Raw genomic sequence first — 20824 nt, 5'->3', positions numbered from 1 at the left:
CTGGATATTTGGTCGCAGGCTTATTGAATGCCATACCTCTGCTGTGCACGATATTAATCGCATCCTTTCAGTTTTACATACTTCATACCGAGCGCTGGAATTAGTGATGGAACGTGTCGCTGTGCGTCTTGTTTTTCCTGCGTCATACGACGCGACATCCACCGCAGGTTAAATGTTAAATACACCTGCAATGCAGGCTATCGAATGTGCACAAACTCGCACATATCATTGCTGGATATTCTTTCACATCAACCACCCCCAAATCCCCGCCAATCCCGCCTGAATACACGCTACACAAGCCACGCAATCAATATCCAATACGGTATCGATGCCATGCGAAACTTCATTGGATATCTGCCGTGGTGCCTCATACAATCGGCGCATCATTAATCCGGCGCACCGCCATTCCGTCCTTCCGATATGTGCTGCCGCAACAAAACCATCCCCAAAATTTTTCTCAGCAGGTGACGTAGCTTCATACAAACGACGACAAATCCATAAAAAGGAGACAGGCGATGAAAAGAAGAGACTTCCTGGGCTATGCAGTAGTCACGCCGCTGCTGGCGGCTTGCGGTGTGGGCGGCGAGGACGGCGCGGCGGCCATTACCCCGAGCGCAAAATCGTTTGCTGCTGCCGGCAACACCACCAACGCCGTGTTCGCCAGCGGCGGCAACCACGCGCTCTCCTGGAACAGCAGCGGCAACTGGTTCATGGATGGTTCGGCGTTCCAGTTCTTCGGCGGCGAAATCCATCCGGCGCGTGTCCCTTCGCAATACTGGGACCATCGCATCAAGATGATCAAGGCGCTGGGCTGCAATACCATCTCGATCTACCTCATGTGGAATTTCCACGAACTGTCCGACGGCTCATTCGACTTCAGCTCGCCCGACAAGAACATGGGCCACTTCATCGACCTGTGCGCGCAGAACGGCATGTGGGTGCTGCTGCGCCCCGGCCCTTACGTCTGCGCCGAATGGGATTTCGGCGGCCTGCCGCCGCGCATGCTGGCCGATCCGCAGTTCAGGGACAGCGCCGGCAACCTGCAGATCCGCGGCAACTTCGCCAGTTACATGGCGGCCGTCAACAGCTGGAACACCGCGCTCTACAACAATGTAGTGAAGGGCCGAACCCTGGCGGCCGGCGGTCCGATCATGCTGGTGGCGGTGGAGAATGAGTACACCTCCTGGTCGCCCGACGACGGCACTTATCCGAACGCGATCGCGCAGCAATGGACGGCGCTCGGTTATGCGGAAAAATTCTGCGTGTGCGACGGTTACGCCAACGGCTTCAAGAACAACCATATCACCCTGCCGGCCAACACCGCCTACGGCATGACCGCGGACGGCGCATCGGCCGGCAACTATGCGACCGCCGCCGGCAATTACGGCGTAGGCGCGTTCGGCGCGGAGTGTTATCCGGGCTGGATCTGCCATTGGGGAGACGCCAGCCAGACCCTGCATGTCGGGGATTTTGTGAACCAGGTCACGGCGCTGACCACGTCGCAGTGTTCGTTTGTGCTGTACGTGGCGCATGGCGGCACCAACTTCGGGTTTACCGCCGGCTCCAACGGCATCAGCGATTCCAGCAGCCAGGGAACCATCACCTCCTACGACTACGGCGCGCCGGTCTCGGAATCCGGCGGCGTCAATCCGAACTTTTCGCCGATCCAGGCTGCCTATGTCGCCAACGCGTCGTACAGCGTGCCGTTTGCCGCCACGCCAGCCGGCATCCCACATATCAGCGATGGCGATATCGCCGCCGTGCCGAGCAGCCAGCTGACTTACTGCGGCTTGCTGCCCGGCCTCAACCTGACTATCCAGAACCGGCTGCCGCAAACCATGGAAGCGATGGCGCTGGCGCTGAACAAGAACCAGCCGGCCAGCGCCGGCGTATATCCCTCCGGCGTAGCGATTTACCAAACCACGCTGCCGGCATCCGGCGGCAACTTCACCCTTACCTTTGACCGCGCTCCCGACTATGCGCTGGCGTTCGTCAACGGCGTGCGCGCGTCCAGCCAGGTGCTCAGCACGGCATCCAACGGTGCATTGTCTCCGACCACATCGCTGACGATCAGCAACGCCGCGCCAAACGCCACGCTGCAGATTGTCTGCATGCCGTTCGGACGGGTCAACTACGGCGCCGGCGGCATGAATGCCGAGGGCAAGGGCTTGTCCCTGAACGTCTACGCCAACGGCGCCGCGCTGATCAACTGGAGCATGGCGCTCGCGCCCCTGTCGGCAGCGCAGGTCGCGGCGCTCACCTTCAGCGCCACGGCGCCTGCCGGTAGCCAGCCGTTCTTTGCCAAAGCCACGGTCAACATCGCCACGCCGCAAGACATGTACATCGACATGTCCGCCTGGGGCAGCGGCTATGTCTTCGTGAACGGCCACAACCTGGGCCGCTACTGGACCGCCGCCGGTCCGCAGAAGCGGCTGTACTGCCCCGGCGTGTGGCTGACCAGCGGCAGCAATACGATCGTGGTGTTCGAATTCATCCAGGGCAGCGCGGGCAGCCTGAGCTTCTATGGCGCGAGCGGCATGCCGCAGAATATCACCGGCCCCGCCAGCACGACAGCGGTGCCGCCGCCTGCCGCCAACACTTATTTCCTGCAGAACGTCAACAGCGGCCTGTACCTGGACGTGATGCCGGCGGTGGCGGGATCGGCCTACACCTATCCCGGCGTGCAGCCGCTAAGCGCCGCCGCGACGCAGGGGTGGACGGTGAGCACCGACAGCTTCGGCAACCTGAAGATCGTCAACGCCAGCACCGGCGCGGCGCTGGACGTCGCCAACAACAGCACGGCCGCGGGTTCCTCGGTGATCCTGTATGCGGCCAACGGCGGCGCCAACCAGAGCTGGAAAGCGGCCGGCGTCAGCACCGGCATCTACACCCTGGCCGGCAAACAAAGCCAGCTGCTGCTGGACATCAACGGCGCATCCAAGGCACCGACGTCGATCTCGTCCACCAGCGCATCCGCCAACATCGTCATCAACCCGGCCGACAATCCCAACCAGCAATGGCCGTTCAGCCAGCAGTGGCGCTTCCTGCCGGCCATCGTCAACAACGGCGTCTACACCATCACCAGCGCCATCAGCAGCCTGCTGCTAGGCGTCTACCAGGGCGGCACGGCGGCCGGCACCCGGCTCGGCATCGCCGCCGCCACCGGCGGCCAAGAGCAGCAATGGCGGCTGACCATTTCCAGCGGCAACTGGCAGCTGACCAACATCAAGAGCGGCCTGGTGATGGACGTGACGGGACAGAAGACCGACAACGGCACCGCGCTGGAAATATGGCAAGGCAACGGCGGCGCCAACCAGCAGTTCGCGCTCGTGCCGCGGCCGGATGGCGTGAGCTACGGAATCAAGGGTGTGCAGAGCGGGCGCGTCATCGACGATAACAATTCGGGTACGTCGCCCACCAGCTACGGCGCCACCAATGTGTCTGCGATTACGCTGTGGGATGACAATGGCGGGGGTAACCAGAGCTGGAAGTTCACCAAGGTGGGGTAGCAGAAGAGGTGGCTTGCCGGGGAGAAGAGGACTTCACATGCTATCCCCGGCATAGTCAGCTCGAAATCAGGCCGGAACCAGTTCTATCTTGATTTTCTTGCCTAATGCCGCCGCTACGCCCGCCAGCGTAGTCAAGGGCAGGCTCATATCGCTTTCATCCAGCAAGCGATCTAGAGCAGCGCGACTGCTATGCATCTTGCAGGCCATCGCAGTCTTGGTTATTTTTTGTCCCTTCATTTCACTTGCAATTTGCCACGCAATCACACGTTTAATGGCCACGGCGGTTATCTCGTGCAGCGTCGTATCCTCTGCAAGCGAGGTATCGAAACTGCTGCCCATATGTTTTCTGTTCATCATTCACCTCTTGATTTTTTCTTGCGGTTCATCGCTGTTCTCAATCTCAGGTTTTAGAGAAGGTTGACGCTTTTTATAAAACCGTGCATCAGCGCCATGTCAGCCAAAAGCCGTCTATCTCGCTTGCTCTTGTTCGTCTTCCGTCATATCCATTATTTCATCTGCAGTAATAAGGCTTGACTTAAAGTTAGCTTTAACTCGTATCCTTGCACTGCATACAACTTAGTGCATTACTTAATTCATTAAATTGGTAGGATGTTATTTATATATGAAGAATTTAAGGGCCTATATGGAAGCAAGTTTTTGGCATGAAAAATGGAAACGCGGCGAAATCAATTTTCATCAAAGCGAAGCAAACCCTTTACTGACAGCGCATTTTGAAAAGTTAAACCTGGCAAAGGGCAGCCGCGTATTCCTGCCGTTGTGCGGCAAGACACGCGATATTGCATGGCTGCTTGCCAGCGGTTATCGCGTTGCCGGAGCGGAGTTGAGCGCACAAGCCATTAACGACTTATTCAAAGAACTCGGCTTGGCGCCGAACATATCCAACGTGGGAAATTTGACCCGCTACAGCGCTGACGATATCGACATATGGGTAGGCGATATTTTTGACGTGTCTGCGGAATATCTTGGCCCCATAAATGCGATATACGACCGCGCCGCCTTGGTCGCGTTGCCGGCAGACATGCGAAAGCAATATGCCGCGCACCTGATGCAAATAACCGGCGCGGCGCCGCAGCTGCTGGTCTCTTACGTGTACGACCAATCGAAGATCGACGGCCCGCCGTTTTCAGTGAACGAGGATGAAGTAAGGCGGTATTACGGCGCTGCCTACCAATTGACGTCCGTTGAGATCAGGGACGTGGTGGGCGGATTGAAGGGGAAGGTTGCGTCAACGGAGACTGTCTGGCTCCTTCAAAAAACCAGCAGATAAAGCGTTAAAGCGCAGTCGATGGCGGCAATCTCACCAGCCCGCCGCGACACCAGCACGGCGGTGTATCCTGTCGCCATGGATTCCCTGATAACCGCCTCCGCGCGGGCTCTCGCCGCCGGCGATGCGCTCGGCGCCCTCAAGCGTGTCGCCCTGCGCGACGATCCGCCGGCGCTGGCCTTGCGCGGCATCGCCATGGCTCAGCTGGGCGAGCACCCGCGCGCCCGTGAGCTGCTGCGGCGTGCCGCCCGTGGTTTCGGTGCCCATGAGGAGTTGTCGCGCGCTCGCTGTGTGGTCGCCGAGGCCGAGGTGGCGCTGGCCGTGCGCGACCTTGGCAGTTCGCCGCGCGCGCTGGCGGCGGCCTTAGCCACGCTGGAGGTGCATGGCGATCACGCCAATGCGCTGCAGGCGCGCCTGATCGCGGCGCGCAGGCTGTTGCTGCTTGGCCGTCTCGACGAAGCCGAAGCGACACTGACGCAACTCAATGGACATAGCCTGCCGCCGTCCTTGGCGGCGGTGGCCGAACTGGCTGCGGCGGAACTGGCGCTGCGCTCGTTGCGCGTAGCCCCGGCACGAGCGGCGCTGGCTCGTGCGCACGAAGCAGCCGGTCGCGCGCGCGTGCCGGCGCTGCTGGCAGAGGTGGCGGAGGCGCTGGCCACGCTTGAGCGTCCCGCCGCCCGGCGCCTGTTTGCCGGCGGCGAGCTGGCGCTGCGCCTTGATGAGGTAGCTGCACTGCTGGCTTCCGATGCGCTGGTGATCGATGCCTGCCGTCGCGGGCTGGGTGTCGGCGCCAGCAACGCCTGGCAGCCGCTGGCGCGGCGGCCGGTGCTGTTCGCCCTGGTGCGCGCGCTGGCCGAGGCATGGCCTGGCGATGTCGACCGGGAAACCTTGATTGCGGCGGCATTCAACACACGCCATCCCGACGACACCCACCGGGCGCGCCTGCGGGTCGAGATCGGCCGCCTGCGGGCGCTAGTCACGGAACTGGCGCAGATCGAAGCCACCGCGCGCGGTTTCGTGCTCAAGCCGCTAGGCGAGCGCGCCGTGGTGGTGCTGGCGCCGCCCATAGCCGGCGACCAGGCGTCGCTGGCGGCGCTGCTGGCCGACGGCGCGGCCTGGTCGACCTCGGCCCTGGCGCTGGCCCTGGGCGCCAGCCAGCGCACCATCCAGCGCGCGCTGGCCGAGCTGGAGGCCGCCGGAAGGGTGCGCTCCATAGGGCGGGCGCGGACGCAGCGCTGGCTGTCGCCGCCGCTGGCGGGATTCACGACAATCTTGTTACTCCCCGCCGCGCTCCAGATGGAATAGAGTTGTCTTACGGCGCCGCTTCGAGGCGCGCAACAAGACAACCGCAAGGAGACAGCAATGCCCCACAAAGCCAGTGCACCCAGCAAAGACAAACCCCAGGCCAAGGCGCGCGCGGCCGAGATCGTGCGCGAATACGGCCCCTTCGCCGGCGCCACCAGCATAGCCGGCGTGACCCATGACGGCCAGCGCGTCTGGGCCGCCACCGGCGCCAGGCTGATCGCCTTCGATCCCGAGAGCGGCGAGACCACGCGCACGCTGGACTGTCCGTGCGACGCCGGCACCGCCTTCGACGGCACCCATCTGTACCAGATCGCCGAACAGCGCATCGACAAGATCGATCCCACCAACGGCAATGTGCTGGCCTCGATCCCGGCGCCCGGCCACGGCAACGACTCCGGGATGGCCTGGGCCGAGGGCAGCTTGTGGGTAGGCCAGCACCGCGACCGCAAGATCCACCAGATCGATCCGGCCACCGGCGCCATCCTCCGCACCATCGAATCCAACCGCTTCGTCACCGGTGTGACCTGGGTCGACGGCGAGCTGTGGCACGGCACATGGGAAGGCGACGAAAGCGAAATCCGCCGCATCGACCCGGACAGCGGCGCCGTGCTCGAACGACTGGAAATGCCGCCCGGCACCAACGTCAGCGGGCTTGAATCCGACGGCGCCGGCCTGTTTTACTGCGGCGGCGGCGGCAGCGGCAAGGTGCGCGCCGTGCGGCGTCCGAAAGGCGCCGGGTCGTAATCACCCCAGCAGCACGGCGAGCAGGGCCATATCTTCGGCGCAGCCGAGGGACGCCGCACGCCGGTCTGATTCAAACACTGTCCTGATCAACCTCAATCCAAGGAGCAAAACCATGAAGCTGTACTACATTCCATCCGCCTGTTCGTTGTCGCCGCACATCGTTGCCAACGAGCTTGGCCTGCCGATCGAACTGGTGAAGGTCGACCCCAAGACCAAACGCACCGAACACGGCGACGATTATCTCGCCATCAATCCCAAGGGCTATGTGCCCGCACTGCAGCTGGACGACGGCCGCGTGCTGACGGAAGGACCGGCCGTGGTGCAATACCTGGCCGACTTGAAGCCCGAAGCGCAGCTCGCGCCCGCCAACGGCAGCATGGCGCGCTACCGCCTGCAGGAGACGCTGGGCTATATCAATTCAGAACTGCACCAGGGCTACCTGCCCTTGTTCTACCCAGAGACCAGCGATGAAATGCGCGCCGGACGCATGGCCCATCTGCGCAAGCACTATGCGCTGATCGACGCCACGCTTGGCTTCACGCCATTCCTGCAGGGCGAACAGTTCAGCATCGCCGATGCCTATCTGTATGTGGTGACGCGCTGGTCAGCGTTCGTCAACCTCGACCTGTCGCCGTTCCCGCACCTGCAGGCATTCCAGGAACGCATCGCTGCCCGCCCTGCCGTGCAAGCGGCGATGCGGCGCGAACAACCGGCAACCGCCTGACCCTTTGCTATCCGTCAAGGAGCACATCATGAACACCGCTATTTCCGAAGTAAAGAACCATCCCGTGGTCTCCAGCGAGCGCTGGCTGAGCGAACGCAAGACGCTGCTGGCGCGCGAAAAGGAACTGATGCACCTGCATGACCAGGTTGCCCGCGAACGCCGCGCGCTGCCGTGGGAGCGCGTCGAGAAGGATTACGCGTTCGACACCGCCGAGGGCCGGCGCACGCTGTCCGAACTGTTCGGCGGCCGCCGCCAGCTGCTGGTGCAGCACTTCATGTTCGGCCCGGGGTGGGAGCAGGGCTGTCCGAGCTGCTCTTTCATGGCCGACCACAGCGACGGCATGAACGCGCACCTGGCGCAGCGCGATATCACGCTGGTGGCTATTTCGCGCGCGCCGCTGGCTGAGATCGAACCCTTCCGTCAGCGTATGGGCTGGCGGTTCCGGTGGGTGTCCTCGCATGGCAGCGATTTCAATTACGACTTCAACGTCAGCTTCACGCCGGAAGAACGGGCCAAGGGCGAGGTCAGCTACAACTATGTCATGCAGTCCTTTCCGCACGAAGAGGCGCCGGGCGTCAGCGTGTTCTACAAGGATGACGCGGGTCAAATCTTCCACACCTATTCGACCTACGGCCGCGGCGTGGAGGTGATGATGGGTGCGTACAACATGATGGACCTCACGCCCGAGGGGCGCGGCGAGCGGGATGTGCCGCACAAGATGGAGTGGGTGCGTCATCATGATCGCTATGAGACGGGGCTAGTGGCTGGTTCTTCTTGCTGCGCGCATACCTGAAGCACTGGCTATCTGAGCGCATCATGTCTAACCTTTGGCCATGGCTGGCGGTGGCGGGGGTTGGGGCTCTCCATGGGCTCAACCCTGCTACCGGGTGGATGTTTGCCGCCGCCCGGGGTCTGCAGTCGGGTGATCGGGCGCAGGCGTTGCGGGCGTTGGCGCCGATTGCGGTTGGGCACGCTGCATCGGTCGCGCTGGTGGCAGGTGCAGTGGTGCTTGGGCTGGCTACGGATCGTGCGATGTTGCAAGTTTTGGCGGGCGTGCTGCTTGTGATGATCGTGGGATATCACCTGGTGAGCCGCAAAACCAAACGGATCAGGACGCCGGCAGGCCACGTCGGGCTGGCGCTCTGGTCCTTCATGATGTCCACCGCGCACGGCGCCGGATTGATGCTGGTGCCGGCGTTCATTCCGCTGTGCATGACAAACACGCCTGCGCGTGAAATCACCGCATCTGGTTCGCTGATGCTGGCGCTAGCTGCAGTGGGTGTTCACGCTGTGGCTATGCTAGCCGTCACCGCTGTGACCGCATACGGAATTTGCCGCGGCTTTGATGTCGGCGGCCGCTTGCTTCATAGCGTCAGACAGAAAGCGCCAAAAGTAGTCACTAGCGACAGACCGTAGGGTGGGCACGGATGCCCGAGAAGACTGAGAACATGGTGATTCGCTTCGCACAATCGAGGCCAGCAGCGACGCCGCACACTGGCATCGATTGTCATCAACTCGCTCAGCGCCGGCCTTCGATTTCGCTGCGCCGCTGCCGCCCCAAAGCTGTCAGGCGATAGCGCTGCTTGCTGCTGCGCGGCACAGCAGGCAGTGTCATTTCGACCATTTTTGCTTCAAGCGCCGGCAACAGATAGAGTTTGCGGAAGTTATCTTCATGCCTCAACCCCAACGCCAGCTGCAGCCCCGTACGCGGCATCTCGCCATTGAGTGCCAGTAATAGCTTCTCAACTTCCCCGGTCACTTCCCCGGTCACTTCCCCGGTCACTTCCCCGGTCACTTCCCCTGAAACCACTGGGGATCTGGCGTGAATCGGCAGGCGGATCACAAATGCGGTGCGCTCCTCATCGCTCTCAAACACCGGCGCCGGCGAACCATTCGTCATCATGACTTTCAGAATTTTAGGGATGCCGGTGGCACGTCCTTCCGCGAGATCCAGTTCCTTCAGAAACTCGCCAATGCGCCGGTTACGATAACGACGGCTAACCGCGCGTCCTGCCTGTAAATCAGCCAGGCGAATGGAACGGTCAGGGCCTGGAAAACTCAGCACGACCAACTCTTCATGACTGATGCGCACCTCGATCGGCTCGCGTTCTTCATACGAGCGGTGATATACCGCATTCACCAGCGCTTCTTCAACAGCGGCATAGGGGAAATTCCAGAACCGCTCTGCTTCGGCACGCTGCGGGTGTTTAATCACCGTTTCATGCAGATAATTACGCTGGATATAGTCGAGCGCCTCGCGCGTCATGCGGCCTAATGGCCCCTCGAAAGTCTTTTCAACAAAGCGGTCACCGCCTGCGCCCTCGGGAAACCACAGCACGTCAATCTGCGTGGCGGGAAAGAAGCGCTCCGGCCTTTCATTAAAAAATAACAAACCCACGTTCTTGAGCAAGGGCGACTCACTTGCGCCACCGACAACATTCATCTGCCGCCCCAGACTCTCTACCGATAATGCATGCGCGCCTGCCGCCAGTTCGCTACCGACCTGATCCAGGAAATCCTGCATCAACGGCTGCGATAAATCGGCCATCTTGGCAGATTGCTGGAAGCGGTCGTCGAACGGTACTTTAGCCGTCAAACCGAGCAGTTCCTGCTCAACTTCCCCCTTGGCCTCGATGGTGCTGGCATAGCGGCGAATATAGTAGTGCCAGGTTTTATGTCTGGCAGTAACCGACGCCGGCGCTTTATAAGGACGGTTCTGGCCACCCGGTGCCCACAGCACGATGAGGTTCCGGCCTTCTACAAGCTCCACGCTCAGCGCCGGGAAATACGGCGGCTGCAGCCGGTTGCAAAAAGCCAGCAACTCTTGCTGAATCCTGTCCAGCTGCGTGTCCGGCAAACCCGTCGGCGGAAAGACCGGCTGTCCGTTGGCATCGCAATCTTGCCCGATGACGATATAGCCACCGCCAAGATTCTCTATGTCATTGGCGAACGCGCAGATGGTGCGCAAGACCGGATCAGGATTCCACCCCGTCTTGTATTCGATACGCTCACCTTCGACAGTACGCTGGTGCAGCAGGTCATGCAAATTGATAGGTAACTTGTTGGGCATGATAGATCTGCACAGTCCTTCAGTTTCACATTGCTCTTTTTTAAGAGTAGCTGCTGTTATTGAAAAACGTCAAACATCAGCGGATATACGGACAGGATAGACTCTCGCCCTCGTCGGGGAAGCGCTTCTCGATGTCGCGCGGGGCCAGAACATACACTCCGCGCCGCGTCGACTTTGACCAGCGCTGCTTTCATTCTGAATGTTACGTGCTAATATTGCAACATTAATTAAAAGATAATATTAGCGCACTAGCAAACCACGTCACCGCCAGGCATTCGACGGACCGCCAAGTAATACCCGTCATTCGTCTGAAGCAGTTTCTTGATTGAAGACCCATGCTGAACACCGACCCACAACGCAGCAGACCCGGAATTCAGGCAATGGAACTTCGCTGCACGGGAAGATGAATGAGGAGAGACAAATGATGGTGCTTGGAAAAGGAATCATACGGGTCGGCGACCAAAACGTACTTGGCGGGCAGGTGATGACAGGCTCGCCTGCAAAGAAGGTGCTTGGCAGGGCGGTTGCGCGCGTCGGGGACTTGGTGGATTGTCCGCTGCATGGGATCAATCAGATTATTGAAGGATGTCCGTCGTACAGGGTGATGGGTGTGCCGGTAGCTTTGGATGGGCATGTCAGCGAATGTGGGTGTGCTTTGGTTTCCAGCTTCGGTGGCGGAAATGGCAATGATGCTGCTGGTTACAGTTCGTCCGCTAACGCATTCAGCTCTAACAACGACCGTTCCGCATCGAGCCATGAATTTGATCAGCATTTTTATCTCATCGACGATGGCACGGGCGAAGTGCTACGAAATCGACTCTATCGTATGCATTATTCAGACAGGGTTGTAGAAGGCCGGACAAATGAGATGGGCGTGACAGAGACGGTTTCGGCCAATGTGGGCGAGGAAATCAAGATCGAGATTTTTGCGGAGGGCATGTAATGCCATTGCCCTTAGCTCCTATTGTTGTCATGACAGCCGTCATGACATTGCGCAGTGATACCAAGCCCGTCAAAGTATACGTAAAGAAACCTAGAGGGACCCTGTATTGGGGTGGCGCCGGCCTGGACGGAAAATACGTAGAGCCGCAGTTAAAGGCGTTCTATGCAGCTGGGATTCATAACGTTAATGCAGGCCTAACCAATTCGGCAGTCAATGATGTAGGCGTAGATGCAGGCCCAATTGTTGATGCACTTCGAGCCGGACTGCTTATTCGCTATGAAGACGACGATGAATGGGTTATTTCAAAAGGAATGGATTCATCGGCAACGCAATTCAATATGATTGGATATTCCTATGGATCGCTACTTGCCGCACAAACAGCAAATTTCTACGCAAATCAGGGGCACGTCGTAAGCCATCTAGTTCTCATTGCCTCTCCGATCGATCGTGATTTCTTGAACAAATTAAAGATCAACAAAAATATCAAAAAGGTCGTTGTGGTCAATTTGACAGATCATGGTGATCCCATCTACGCTGGCATCACGCAGCTCGATCTTATCAATGCAGTGCCACTCATTCAGCATCAGCAGGACCGAAACAAAGGGGAAGGGCATTTTTATTATGCCCACGCGACAGCAGAAAGTCCCGCCCGTTGGGCCTCACTGGCAAAAAAAATGTTTGATGAGGGATTGAGGTAATGCAATTAACCAAGCGAATATTCATCAGCCTGATAAATTTTCAGCAAATTGTATTCGCGGTCTTTTACTGCGTTTTTGCAATTTTTTTTGCCAAATACGATGATAGGAATGTCGGTCCAAGCGTCATATATATGGGCTATGTCATGTTATCGGTTGCGATTTGCCAGATTACAAATCTCCTCTACTGGTTTTTCGTCAGGAGAACTCCCTCCGAGGTCTACTATCTGCGAAACATCGCCGTGGCTGCATTTTCTCTAGTGATCATGTCAGTTTGGCTTGGGCAGCACTATGCGTACTGGGGATCAAGTCATCGTTAGGCAATTACATGCGCAAACGCAAACTGGATTATCCAAGCGATTTTTTGTCTGCGCCGTGAATTCACTGCAAGTCCTGATGGCAGTCTTTTACTGCATATTTGCGATTTTCTTTGATAGGTACGAAATGAGAAATGTTGGCGTCGGCGTGACCTATGCAGCCTATCTCATCCTCTCCATCGTTATCTGCCAGATTGCCAATGTGATTTTTTGGGGAGCCGTCAGGAAGATACCTTCTGAAGTGCGATTCTTGCGAAACACCGTTCTTGTTTCTCTCTTTGTGTCAATCGTGTTTGTTTGGCTTGGGCAGCGCTACTCATACTGGGGCTCAATGCACATCGGGTAATTCACTGTTACCGACAACAACTCATATTGAGGACTGAAAAATGCCTTTTCGCAGTTTTCTACAACGTCAGATTGCCTGTATTTTGCTTGTCGGTGGTTCTGCTATATCAAGCCAATCTGGTGCAATGTTTAGCGGTTATGATGCGTCAGCAATCCATGAATTATTAATGGCACAGGTCATTCTGAAGGACGACGTTCCTTGTTTCTTTTCGACTGCGATGACTGAGGAAGATAAAGGAGCAAGGCAGCGATCCATTACCGTGGAACCCATGCAAGGTAAAATCGCTTGGCATATTTCTGAAGATCGTGGTTCGCGACCGTTGCCAGCCAGCGCAGACCAATGTGTCAAATACGGCGAGACCTGGCAAGCTGGAAAGATACTGGCGGAACCAAAGCCCCTGCAATACGGAATGCCTTATCTTGTCGACTTTGGCGCCCGATATCACTATCTGGGCATATTTTGCCTTTCGCGCGATTCCACCGGCGCGACGTTGCTTACGCAATGGAGCATGGGTGAAGATATTGTGTGTACAGAAACGCCATTAAACAAACCAAGCAAGAATCCGTCTGGTACATAAAGAAGCAACGCTGAACCGACTATATTTCTGATGTCGGCTTATCGCTCGTAGTGAGAACCCATCGGCTTAGCAACGGCCGCACCTGGATCGAACCCACTTAGGTCGGCACTGAAAATCGAACTGGCCTGTTGCTGTTTGTCTCGCCGATCGGAGCCGAAATTTTCAGGCTCCTGATTTGGATCTGGTGCGTGAAATTCAGCGTGGGCACGGGTGCCCACCCTACCGATCAAAAACAATAAAAAGACTCGATCTATCCCGTCAAGATTCGCCAATATGGCAATGGCCGCGCAGCTCGCCTGCATACGCATCTGGGCCTGAATTCCCTAGGGTTGACGCAAACCTCTTTCGCAATCGAAACGGATAATGGCCATGGACGCGTCATTTTCCGCATGCATGGCCACCATCTTGATTGCAGCCGCGACGTTCACGGCGTGATGCTGATTACTTAGGTGCAGCTTCTTTCACATCGGCCTTGGCAACAGGCGCCTTGATGTCAGCCTTGGCTGCCGGTGCTTCTGCCTTTTCTTTTGCGACAGGTTTTTTTGCTTCCGACTTGGCTTTTACAGTCTTGTGGTGCGCCTTGCTTGTCGCGGTATTGACCTTGGCTTCAGTGCCAGCGGTCTTTGCTTCCGTCTTTGCATCAGCCTTGACTGCCGGGGTAGTGGCGGCAGTAACTGCGGCAGGCGCGGCTGCCGGTGCGGCTGGAGCAGCTGGTGCAACACCTTGGGCGAAAACAGAAGTAGCAAACAAGCCTGCGATCAAAGTAGCGATTAATTTGTTCATTTGTGCACCTTTACGTTATCTTGATTACCCCCGGATAATTCCTGAGGACCTGAGCAATTAACGAGTGCTGCAAAGGGTTTGTTGACGCACATTACACGCGGTTACAACTATGCCATGAAGCGCCTGGGAGGCAGGCAAAGAACGAGTGACGAGGTATTCAGTGGAACGCCCGTTTCGGCCTGGCGGAACATGTTTCGTTTCTTCTCGATGCCAACCAACATGACGTCATAGGATGCGAGCATGTCAATCCATGTGCTATAGAAACGTTATGCCACCCAAAGTGTCTTCGGCTGCCGAACATCCTGTTTTTTCCCCGGTCGATGAGCATTCTTCGGTTGACGGTGAGAACGCTTCCGCTCAGCCCGCCCGGCCTGTTGCACGACAGCGCCGCGGTGAGTCGTTTGATGGATTGCCGCGCCGGGTATCCAGCGCGACGCCGGAGATCCGGCCGGAACCGGCACGCAGGTCCGCGCGCCTGCCTTTTGTCAGGGACGTTCGCAGCCAAGGCCCGCACGCAATTCCATCGGCGGAACAGATTGAGTCAGACAGGAACTGGGGAGGTGACCTGCTTCCGGGCCTGAAGACGGCTTTGCTGGCCCGAACCAATCAGGGTGCAGCATTCTTAACCCATTTCAGCGACGAAGAGATGAGCCGCTGGGAAGGCGCCTGCAATGGGCAGTGCCATATATGGATGAGATTGCGTGAAGCCAGTCCGCTAGCCGCCGCCACAGATCGGCTCAACGCGCTGGCATCGTTCGAAGGCACGGTCCATGCGAATATCCATCAGAGCGCCTATAGCGATAATCGCGCCGACGATTTCAGCATCGGGCGCCTGCTTGGCATCGATGCGTGGAGTTCGAAGCCTGGAACCCACGATGCGATCTACACCAAGACCATCAACGACCTCAATCGCATGGCGCTGCACGTCAACTCGCATTCCAATCTGCGCATGGAGATGCTTCCCAGGGCGCTCGAAACAATCACCGGGTATGCGATGTTGCGGCTCAGTCTTCCTGGGCGCCAGTCACCGCGGCACACCTGGGCAATCCATCATGCGGGCCAAGGACACATGACATTGTTCGATCCCAACTACGGAGAATTCCATGTTCCCAATAATCGGCTGCCAGATTTTCTGAGAACGCTGAACGAACAAATCAAGTTGGATCTCGGGAACACTGTTGCCCGGATCGACATTGCACCGTGTATTGTCAACCCCGAATTCGACGATACTCCGGTCGCGGCACTATGTCGAAGCCTGCTGGACAGCGGCCAAACTTCCGCGCCATCTCGCTCCGAGCTCAACAGTGAAAGGCAATCTGTTACCGAGATTGATCAGGCAGGCAAGCCGTCTTCGAAGAGCCAGGCCGACTTGCGTCGCCGTGGCGGCAAGAAGGAAGCGGAGCTTTAGTGGGCTGTAACAATCAATTCGGAAGTGCCGATCAGGGATCCGGGATCCGGTCTACGCGTTCGTACAAATATAAATACCGTTCTCCGCGGCTCACCGCTTGGTGTGGGTGAACTCGATCGTCCCGTACCGCAAGCGCGTCAAATGGTAACGCCGCTGACAATCTTCGTTGACCAAATTTGCTTCCGGCGTATTGCTACCCACCGTACCCGGCATCAATCACCAACTCGCTGCCGCTGACAAAGCGGCTCGCATCCGACACCAGATATAAAATCCCCGCCGCTACATCCGTGGCCGCGCCCCGGTTCGTCATCATCCGCAATTCAGCAGTGTCGGTCAGCGCCTGCGTCAGGTCGCCTTGCTTACGCTTGGCCGCCGCCAGTGCCGGCGGCCGCGCTACACCGGGATAAATGGAATTGACGCGGATGTTATGCGCGGCATAGCGGATCGCATTCATGTTCGCCATTCGCAGCGCCGCCTTCGCCGCATGATCGGCGGCATCCTGCCGCTCATCGTCCATACCGCATAGCGACAGCACATTGACGATAGAGCCGCCGCCGGCCCGCGCCATTGCAGCGATCACATGCTTGCTGCACAAGATGCTGCCGTTGACGTTGGCCTGCATCGCTTTTTCCCATTGTTTTATCGATAGTCCCTGCGCAGACGAATTATCGGCATGGACGCCGGCGCTGTTGATCAGGATATCGATGCGGCCGAAATAAGCTTCTACCGCCGCTATCGTCTGCCGCACTGCATTGTTGTCGCTGACATCGAGTTGCCAGAATCGGGCGCGGTTCTGCGCGCCGCCAAGCATCCTGGCGACGGCATGTCCTTCCTGCGCGCGCAAGTCCAGAATTGCCAGCCGGGCTTCAGCGGCGGACAGCGCGCCGGCGATGTGTAAAGCCATGCCGCGTGCTGCGCCGGTGATTACCGCTACTTTGTTTTTGAGGGGGAAGTAAGCGTTGAGTGGATTCATGTCAGTTCAACCATTTCGAGGTTTCGGCCTGCGCCACCAGCGTACCGATCAGGTTGACGAAGACCATCTGCTCCAAATCGCCGGCGGCGCACATCATTTCGCCAGCTTGAATCATTAGCGTTACTGGCGCGATGCAGTTGTCGATCACTTGCGCCCGGGTCTCTGCCGAGAGAGAATCGTTGCACAACAGATCCAGGCGATCGGCAATGATGTCGGCGAGGTCCTGTGGATCAGGTAAGGCAAATAATGGCATTTCGTATTCCTTATCGCGTGTTTGGGTCACGATGGAAGCGTTCATTGATCCGGCCGCCGTCAAGACCTTGTCTCCTTCGCTCTTGTTCCATAACCAAAATTGTATATAGCCCTCAGCCGTCCAAAAGCTCCGCTACGGTGACACTCAATGCTTTAGCCAAAGCCTCTATGGCTAACAGAGACGGATTACGACGTCCTCTTTCGATTCCGCTAATGTATGTGCGATCAAAGCCACACAAATCGGCAAATCCATCTTGAGAAAGACCTCGATCTTTTCTTAGCTTTCGTATTCGTTCACCGAAGTGTATTGATAAAGGTTTCACATACGCATTGGGCCATTTTTTTGGCTAGTAGTGAACGGACTAATCGTCACATATATAAGTGTCGTGCGTTGTGGATAGACTTTGACATCCTCAAATCACACAACGAATTCGCCCAACCACCACCTCTGCCTGACACTTCCTTCTGAATAATCTTTATCTAACGTGTCAAATCTGCAATAAGACGAGTAATATAGACGTTACCAAAAGGAAACGTTTATATGGCGACACTTATTCCCGCAATAGGCTCCTGCTCTTCCAGAATGACTTCTGGCGAACGACGATTCGCGCTCCGGCTGGAAGAAAAGCTAGAGGCTGATTATCTGTGCTGGTATGACGTTTCCATCGGCGAGAAAACCAAACACCCGGATTTTGTTGTAGTTCATCCCAGCCGCGGATTGCTGGTGCTGGAAGTCAAGGACTGGAAGCTTGACACCATTCAAAGCGTCGACAAGCAAAATGCCAGCATCCTCACCGCCCAAGGCGTAAAACATGTATTGAATCCACTCGTACAAGCACGACACTACATGTTCGCTGTCACCAATCTATTTGAGCGCGATCCGCAATTGATCTGGCCGAGTGGATCGCTGAAAGGAAAACCGTCATTCCCGTATGGGCATGGCGTGGTGCTGACCAATATCAGCCGCAAGCAATTCGACAGCACCGATATCGGCGAGGTGATCCCGCCTCATCTGGTCATCTGCCAGGACGAGATGCTTGAGAGCGTTGATGCGGAATCGTTTCAACAACGTCTGTGGGAAATGTTCCCGATTAAATTTACCCGGCGCCTGTCTCTACCGCAGATTGATCGCATCCGCTGGCACATGTTTCCAGAAATCCGTATCCCGGCGCAGCAAGACATGTTTGAGGATGCCGGACAAAAGATGACTGAAATTCCTGACTTGTTGCAGGTCATGGATTTGCAGCAGGAGCAGTTGGCCCGCAGCCTTGGCGAAGGTCATCGCGTCATTCATGGCGTCGCCGGATCGGGGAAGACACTGATATTGGGCTATCGCGCGGAACATCTTGCCAAGCTATGCCAGCGTCCGATTCTGGTGCTTTGCTATAACAAGACTTTGGCGACCAAACTTGGCAGCATGATTGAAGCCAAAGGATTACAAGACAAGGTTAACGTCGTCAATTTCCACGCCTGGTGTGCCCGCCAATTAAAAGCTTACAACGTCGGAATGCCGCCTCAAGATTTCAACAAGAACAATTTCTTCGAGGCTTGCGTTGAGAAGGTCATTCAATCCGTCGACAACAAGTTCATTCCATCTGCACAATATGACGCTGTATTGATCGATGAAGGGCACGATTTCAAGCCTGAATGGTTCAAGTTGGTAGTGCAGATGATTCATCCGGACTCTAACTCGCTGTTGGTGCTGTACGACGATGCGCAGTCGATTTATGGAGGTAAGAAGAAGCTTCGGTTCTCGTTCTCTAGTGTTGGTGTACAAGCGCAAGGGCGCACCACCATTCTCAAGTTGAACTATAGAAATACGGCGGAGATTTTATCGGTTGCACGTGCGTTTGCTGATGATCTTTTATCGCAAAACGACGCTGAAGACGATCAGGCACCAACTCTTCTTCCTATGAGCACTGGCCGCAGGGGACCCAAACCACTGTTGGTCAAATTTCCGACATTGAAAGACGAAGCGGACTATCTCGCCGAAAGGCTACTTGAGGCTAACAAGACAGGTACTGCCTGGAATGACATTGCAATTATCTGCAGACACTATGCAACCGGCAGCACCTTTACAGACAGTTTAAAGCGGAGAAGCATTCCATTTGAATCGCAAATGGATAAAAAACATTCTTACAATCCTGCGGACAACAGCGTCAAGATTATGACCATGCACAGCAGCAAGGGTCTCGAATTTCCGATGGTCTGTATTCCGGCCCTCGGTGCCGAAGCCATCGGGGTCGACGATCTGCAAGATGAGGCACGCTTGGTCTATGTCGCACTGACCCGCGCGACACATGAATTGATCATGACACATAGCGAACAAACTCTGTTTGTTGACAAGATGCAGAAGGCCATGCAAACACTGCAATCTCTTTAATTGTATATATCATTAAAGATAAAAGTGGTATCAAGGATTACACCATAATGAGCAGTCACGCGGACCCAAAATATACTTCGCGGCGTAATCAAAAAATTTGATCCTACAACGAACTGATAGTGTTGATTAAAAAAATGGACGATGCAATTTTTTCTTCAATTCGCTCGGACTCTCTAGCGACGCTGCGTCCGTTGATTGAACGCGTAGGAATTCTTAAAACTTTAGCACCCCTCTTCCAGCTGACAATTGTTGTCGATGCTAATATTGTTTTGAAAGATATTTTGTGGGCCGTACGCAAACGAGTGAAAGTTGCGGCGAAATCAGAGCTCGTCGAACTACTTCATTCCCAAACGATCATCGCGATAGCGCCAACGTTTTTACTTGAGGAAGTCCAAAAGAAAATTCCTGAAATCGCAGCAATGCATAAAATATCGACAGTCGAGCTGGAGAAACACTGGGAAAGTTTTCGCACATTTATCAAATTCATCGATACTGGCGGCCCAGATCTCTCATTCATCGATCCGAAGGATGCGCCCTATATCAAATTGCAGCGTCAAACTGGGCACTTAATCTACTCCCGCGACTCACATATGACGCGGATGGGCGGCGAGGTTATTCAGCCAGCAGTAATGACAACGCTGCGATTTTACTCACGACATGTTGCTGTTGAATACACGCTCAAGGTAGGAGGCGTCGGTTCACTAGTGGTGGCGTTTCAAACACTTCGACTCGCGGGGCGGTTGGCCAAGACAATATTTGAAGGTGTAAAGAAAATCCCCAGCTATGTGTGGCCAATCTTAGTCGGAATCATCGTCTTGGCGCTGTTACATGAGTCGACGCGTGATGGTCTCGGGAGACTGATCTCGCAATTAGTTGGACGGCAACGTACACTAGGCTACAAACTCCTTGGTCATTTAAGTGAGATGTATGTTATTCACGAAAAAGCTAAAGCGGAAGCGCAGCGACAGTTGTTTACCGCAACCAATAACTTGCCTCAAATACCAACGCAGTGAGGCACCACGGGGTTGTCGTTGCCAAAGGTAAACGTAGGCCCGAACAAGGCGGCTTTCGCCATACCCATTTCACCAAGAAATCCTTCGATAGCACTAGTCATTGTTGTCGTTTCTTCCACCTATTCATTCTGATCAACAGAATCATCATCTACAGAAGAGCCAACAAAACACATTTTCAGTTTTGATGGAAAGCTCCACGCCGACAACTGGCTTCATCCGGCAAAAAAACGAACTGTAGTTGAGAGTCGGGTCGGGGTGATCAATACTCCATAAGAAATCATATTGTCCGGCTTCACACGTGGCTGGCACTTTCATTATCAACAACTAGTTATGGCCTCAGTTTTTCCATGGCATGCAATTTTGCTACTTTTCCGAAAGAGTCCGCACAGTATTGCTACGTCAAAAAACGATTTTTAAGTGAATATGGCATTTCCCAATTGACAGCATATGGCAACTAATGGATATTTGGATGTCTCATGTACATCCAATGTGGTCAC

At 56.1% G+C, this 20824-nt stretch carries 20 protein-coding genes; 14 read left to right on the top strand and 6 right to left on the bottom strand.

Annotated features, from left to right (window positions below):
• Positions 1 to 515 precede the first annotated feature (515 nt).
• A complete protein-coding gene (locus BM062_RS09035; protein WP_092395967.1) occupies positions 516 to 3509 on the top strand; it encodes a beta-galactosidase in 2994 nt (997 codons plus the stop codon).
• Between the two features lie 66 nt (positions 3510 to 3575).
• On the opposite strand, the gene BM062_RS09030 is transcribed toward BM062_RS09035, so the two are convergent.
• Positions 3576 to 3863, bottom strand: coding sequence for an XRE family transcriptional regulator (locus tag BM062_RS09030; protein ID WP_092396136.1), 288 nt, complete (start codon positions 3861 to 3863; stop codon positions 3576 to 3578).
• Between the two features lie 268 nt (positions 3864 to 4131).
• Here BM062_RS09030 and tmpT point away from each other — a divergent pair, with 268 nt between their 5' ends.
• The 6 genes from tmpT to BM062_RS09000 all read left to right on the top strand — a co-directional run bounded on the left by tmpT (position 4132) and on the right by BM062_RS09000 (position 8983).
• Positions 4132 to 4797, top strand: a complete 666-nt coding sequence (tmpT, locus tag BM062_RS09025) for a thiopurine S-methyltransferase (RefSeq protein ID WP_254785012.1) — start codon at positions 4132 to 4134, stop codon at positions 4795 to 4797.
• A gap of 75 nt (positions 4798 to 4872) precedes the next feature.
• Entirely contained in the window at positions 4873 to 6099 is a 1227-nt protein-coding gene (locus BM062_RS09020; protein ID WP_092396134.1) for a helix-turn-helix domain-containing protein, read from the top strand.
• A gap of 57 nt (positions 6100 to 6156) precedes the next feature.
• Positions 6157 to 6843 carry a Vgb family protein gene (locus BM062_RS09015; protein WP_092395963.1) on the top strand — a complete coding sequence of 229 codons (687 nt, stop codon included), beginning with the start codon at positions 6157 to 6159 and terminating at the stop codon, positions 6841 to 6843.
• Between the two features lie 112 nt (positions 6844 to 6955).
• Positions 6956 to 7567 (top strand): glutathione transferase GstA, encoded by a 612-nt coding sequence (gene gstA, locus BM062_RS09010; RefSeq protein ID WP_092395961.1) that lies wholly within the window; start codon positions 6956 to 6958, stop codon positions 7565 to 7567.
• A gap of 28 nt (positions 7568 to 7595) precedes the next feature.
• A complete protein-coding gene (locus BM062_RS09005; RefSeq protein ID WP_092395959.1) occupies positions 7596 to 8360 on the top strand; it encodes a DUF899 domain-containing protein in 765 nt (254 codons plus the stop codon).
• Positions 8361 to 8383: 23 nt separating this feature from the next.
• Positions 8384 to 8983, top strand: a complete 600-nt coding sequence (locus BM062_RS09000; RefSeq protein WP_092396132.1) for a hypothetical protein — start codon at positions 8384 to 8386, stop codon at positions 8981 to 8983.
• Positions 8984 to 9086: 103 nt separating this feature from the next.
• Here BM062_RS09000 and BM062_RS08995 read toward each other — a convergent pair whose 3' ends face one another.
• The gene (locus tag BM062_RS08995; RefSeq protein ID WP_092395957.1) at positions 9087 to 10637 is read right to left on the bottom strand and encodes a Fic family protein; all 1551 of its coding nucleotides are present in this window, start codon (positions 10635 to 10637) and stop codon (positions 9087 to 9089) included.
• A gap of 421 nt (positions 10638 to 11058) precedes the next feature.
• Between BM062_RS08995 and BM062_RS26230 the strand changes: the two genes are divergently transcribed.
• From BM062_RS26230 to BM062_RS24995, 4 genes are all read left to right on the top strand, one after another.
• Complete coding sequence (locus BM062_RS26230) at positions 11059 to 11580, top strand: PAAR domain-containing protein (protein ID WP_371326568.1); 522 nt, start codon at positions 11059 to 11061, stop codon at positions 11578 to 11580.
• Complete coding sequence (locus BM062_RS08985; RefSeq protein WP_092395955.1) at positions 11580 to 12278, top strand: hypothetical protein; 699 nt, start codon at positions 11580 to 11582, stop codon at positions 12276 to 12278. The genes BM062_RS26230 and BM062_RS08985 overlap by 1 nt, the downstream gene beginning before the upstream one ends.
• A gap of 288 nt (positions 12279 to 12566) precedes the next feature.
• Complete coding sequence (locus BM062_RS08975; RefSeq protein ID WP_139220017.1) at positions 12567 to 12938, top strand: hypothetical protein; 372 nt, start codon at positions 12567 to 12569, stop codon at positions 12936 to 12938.
• A 40-nt stretch (positions 12939 to 12978) separates the two neighbouring features.
• A complete protein-coding gene (locus BM062_RS24995; RefSeq protein ID WP_139220016.1) occupies positions 12979 to 13515 on the top strand; it encodes a hypothetical protein in 537 nt (178 codons plus the stop codon).
• A gap of 441 nt (positions 13516 to 13956) precedes the next feature.
• On the opposite strand, the gene BM062_RS08965 is transcribed toward BM062_RS24995, so the two are convergent.
• Positions 13957 to 14298 carry a hypothetical protein gene (locus tag BM062_RS08965; protein WP_092395947.1) on the bottom strand — a complete coding sequence of 114 codons (342 nt, stop codon included), beginning with the start codon at positions 14296 to 14298 and terminating at the stop codon, positions 13957 to 13959.
• Between the two features lie 268 nt (positions 14299 to 14566).
• Between BM062_RS08965 and BM062_RS08960 the strand changes: the two genes are divergently transcribed.
• Positions 14567 to 15706 (top strand): YopT-type cysteine protease domain-containing protein, encoded by a 1140-nt coding sequence (locus tag BM062_RS08960; protein WP_175500935.1) that lies wholly within the window; start codon positions 14567 to 14569, stop codon positions 15704 to 15706.
• A 193-nt stretch (positions 15707 to 15899) separates the two neighbouring features.
• Here BM062_RS08960 and BM062_RS08955 read toward each other — a convergent pair whose 3' ends face one another.
• From BM062_RS08955 to BM062_RS08945, 3 genes are all read right to left on the bottom strand, one after another.
• Positions 15900 to 16679 carry an SDR family NAD(P)-dependent oxidoreductase gene (locus BM062_RS08955; protein WP_092395943.1) on the bottom strand — a complete coding sequence of 260 codons (780 nt, stop codon included), beginning with the start codon at positions 16677 to 16679 and terminating at the stop codon, positions 15900 to 15902.
• A gap of 1 nt (position 16680) precedes the next feature.
• Positions 16681 to 16977: a hypothetical protein gene (locus BM062_RS08950; protein ID WP_092395941.1), complete on the bottom strand. Its 297-nt coding sequence runs from the start codon at positions 16975 to 16977 to the stop codon at positions 16681 to 16683.
• A gap of 67 nt (positions 16978 to 17044) precedes the next feature.
• Complete coding sequence (locus tag BM062_RS08945; protein WP_092395940.1) at positions 17045 to 17254, bottom strand: helix-turn-helix domain-containing protein; 210 nt, start codon at positions 17252 to 17254, stop codon at positions 17045 to 17047.
• Positions 17255 to 17472: 218 nt separating this feature from the next.
• Between BM062_RS08945 and BM062_RS08940 the strand changes: the two genes are divergently transcribed.
• Together BM062_RS08940 and BM062_RS08935 are read left to right on the top strand one after the other, a co-directional pair.
• Entirely contained in the window at positions 17473 to 19314 is a 1842-nt protein-coding gene (locus tag BM062_RS08940; protein ID WP_092395938.1) for a DEAD/DEAH box helicase, read from the top strand.
• Positions 19315 to 19448: 134 nt separating this feature from the next.
• Complete coding sequence (locus tag BM062_RS08935) at positions 19449 to 20327, top strand: PIN domain-containing protein (protein ID WP_139220015.1); 879 nt, start codon at positions 19449 to 19451, stop codon at positions 20325 to 20327.
• Positions 20328 to 20824: the final 497 nt, after the last annotated feature.

The sequence above is a fragment of the Collimonas sp. OK412 genome (assembly GCF_900112135.1).
In the GTDB taxonomy this organism is placed as follows: Bacteria; Pseudomonadota; Gammaproteobacteria; order Burkholderiales; family Burkholderiaceae_D; genus Collimonas; species Collimonas rhizosphaerae.
This window is presented reverse-complemented; position numbering and strand designations above follow the sequence as displayed.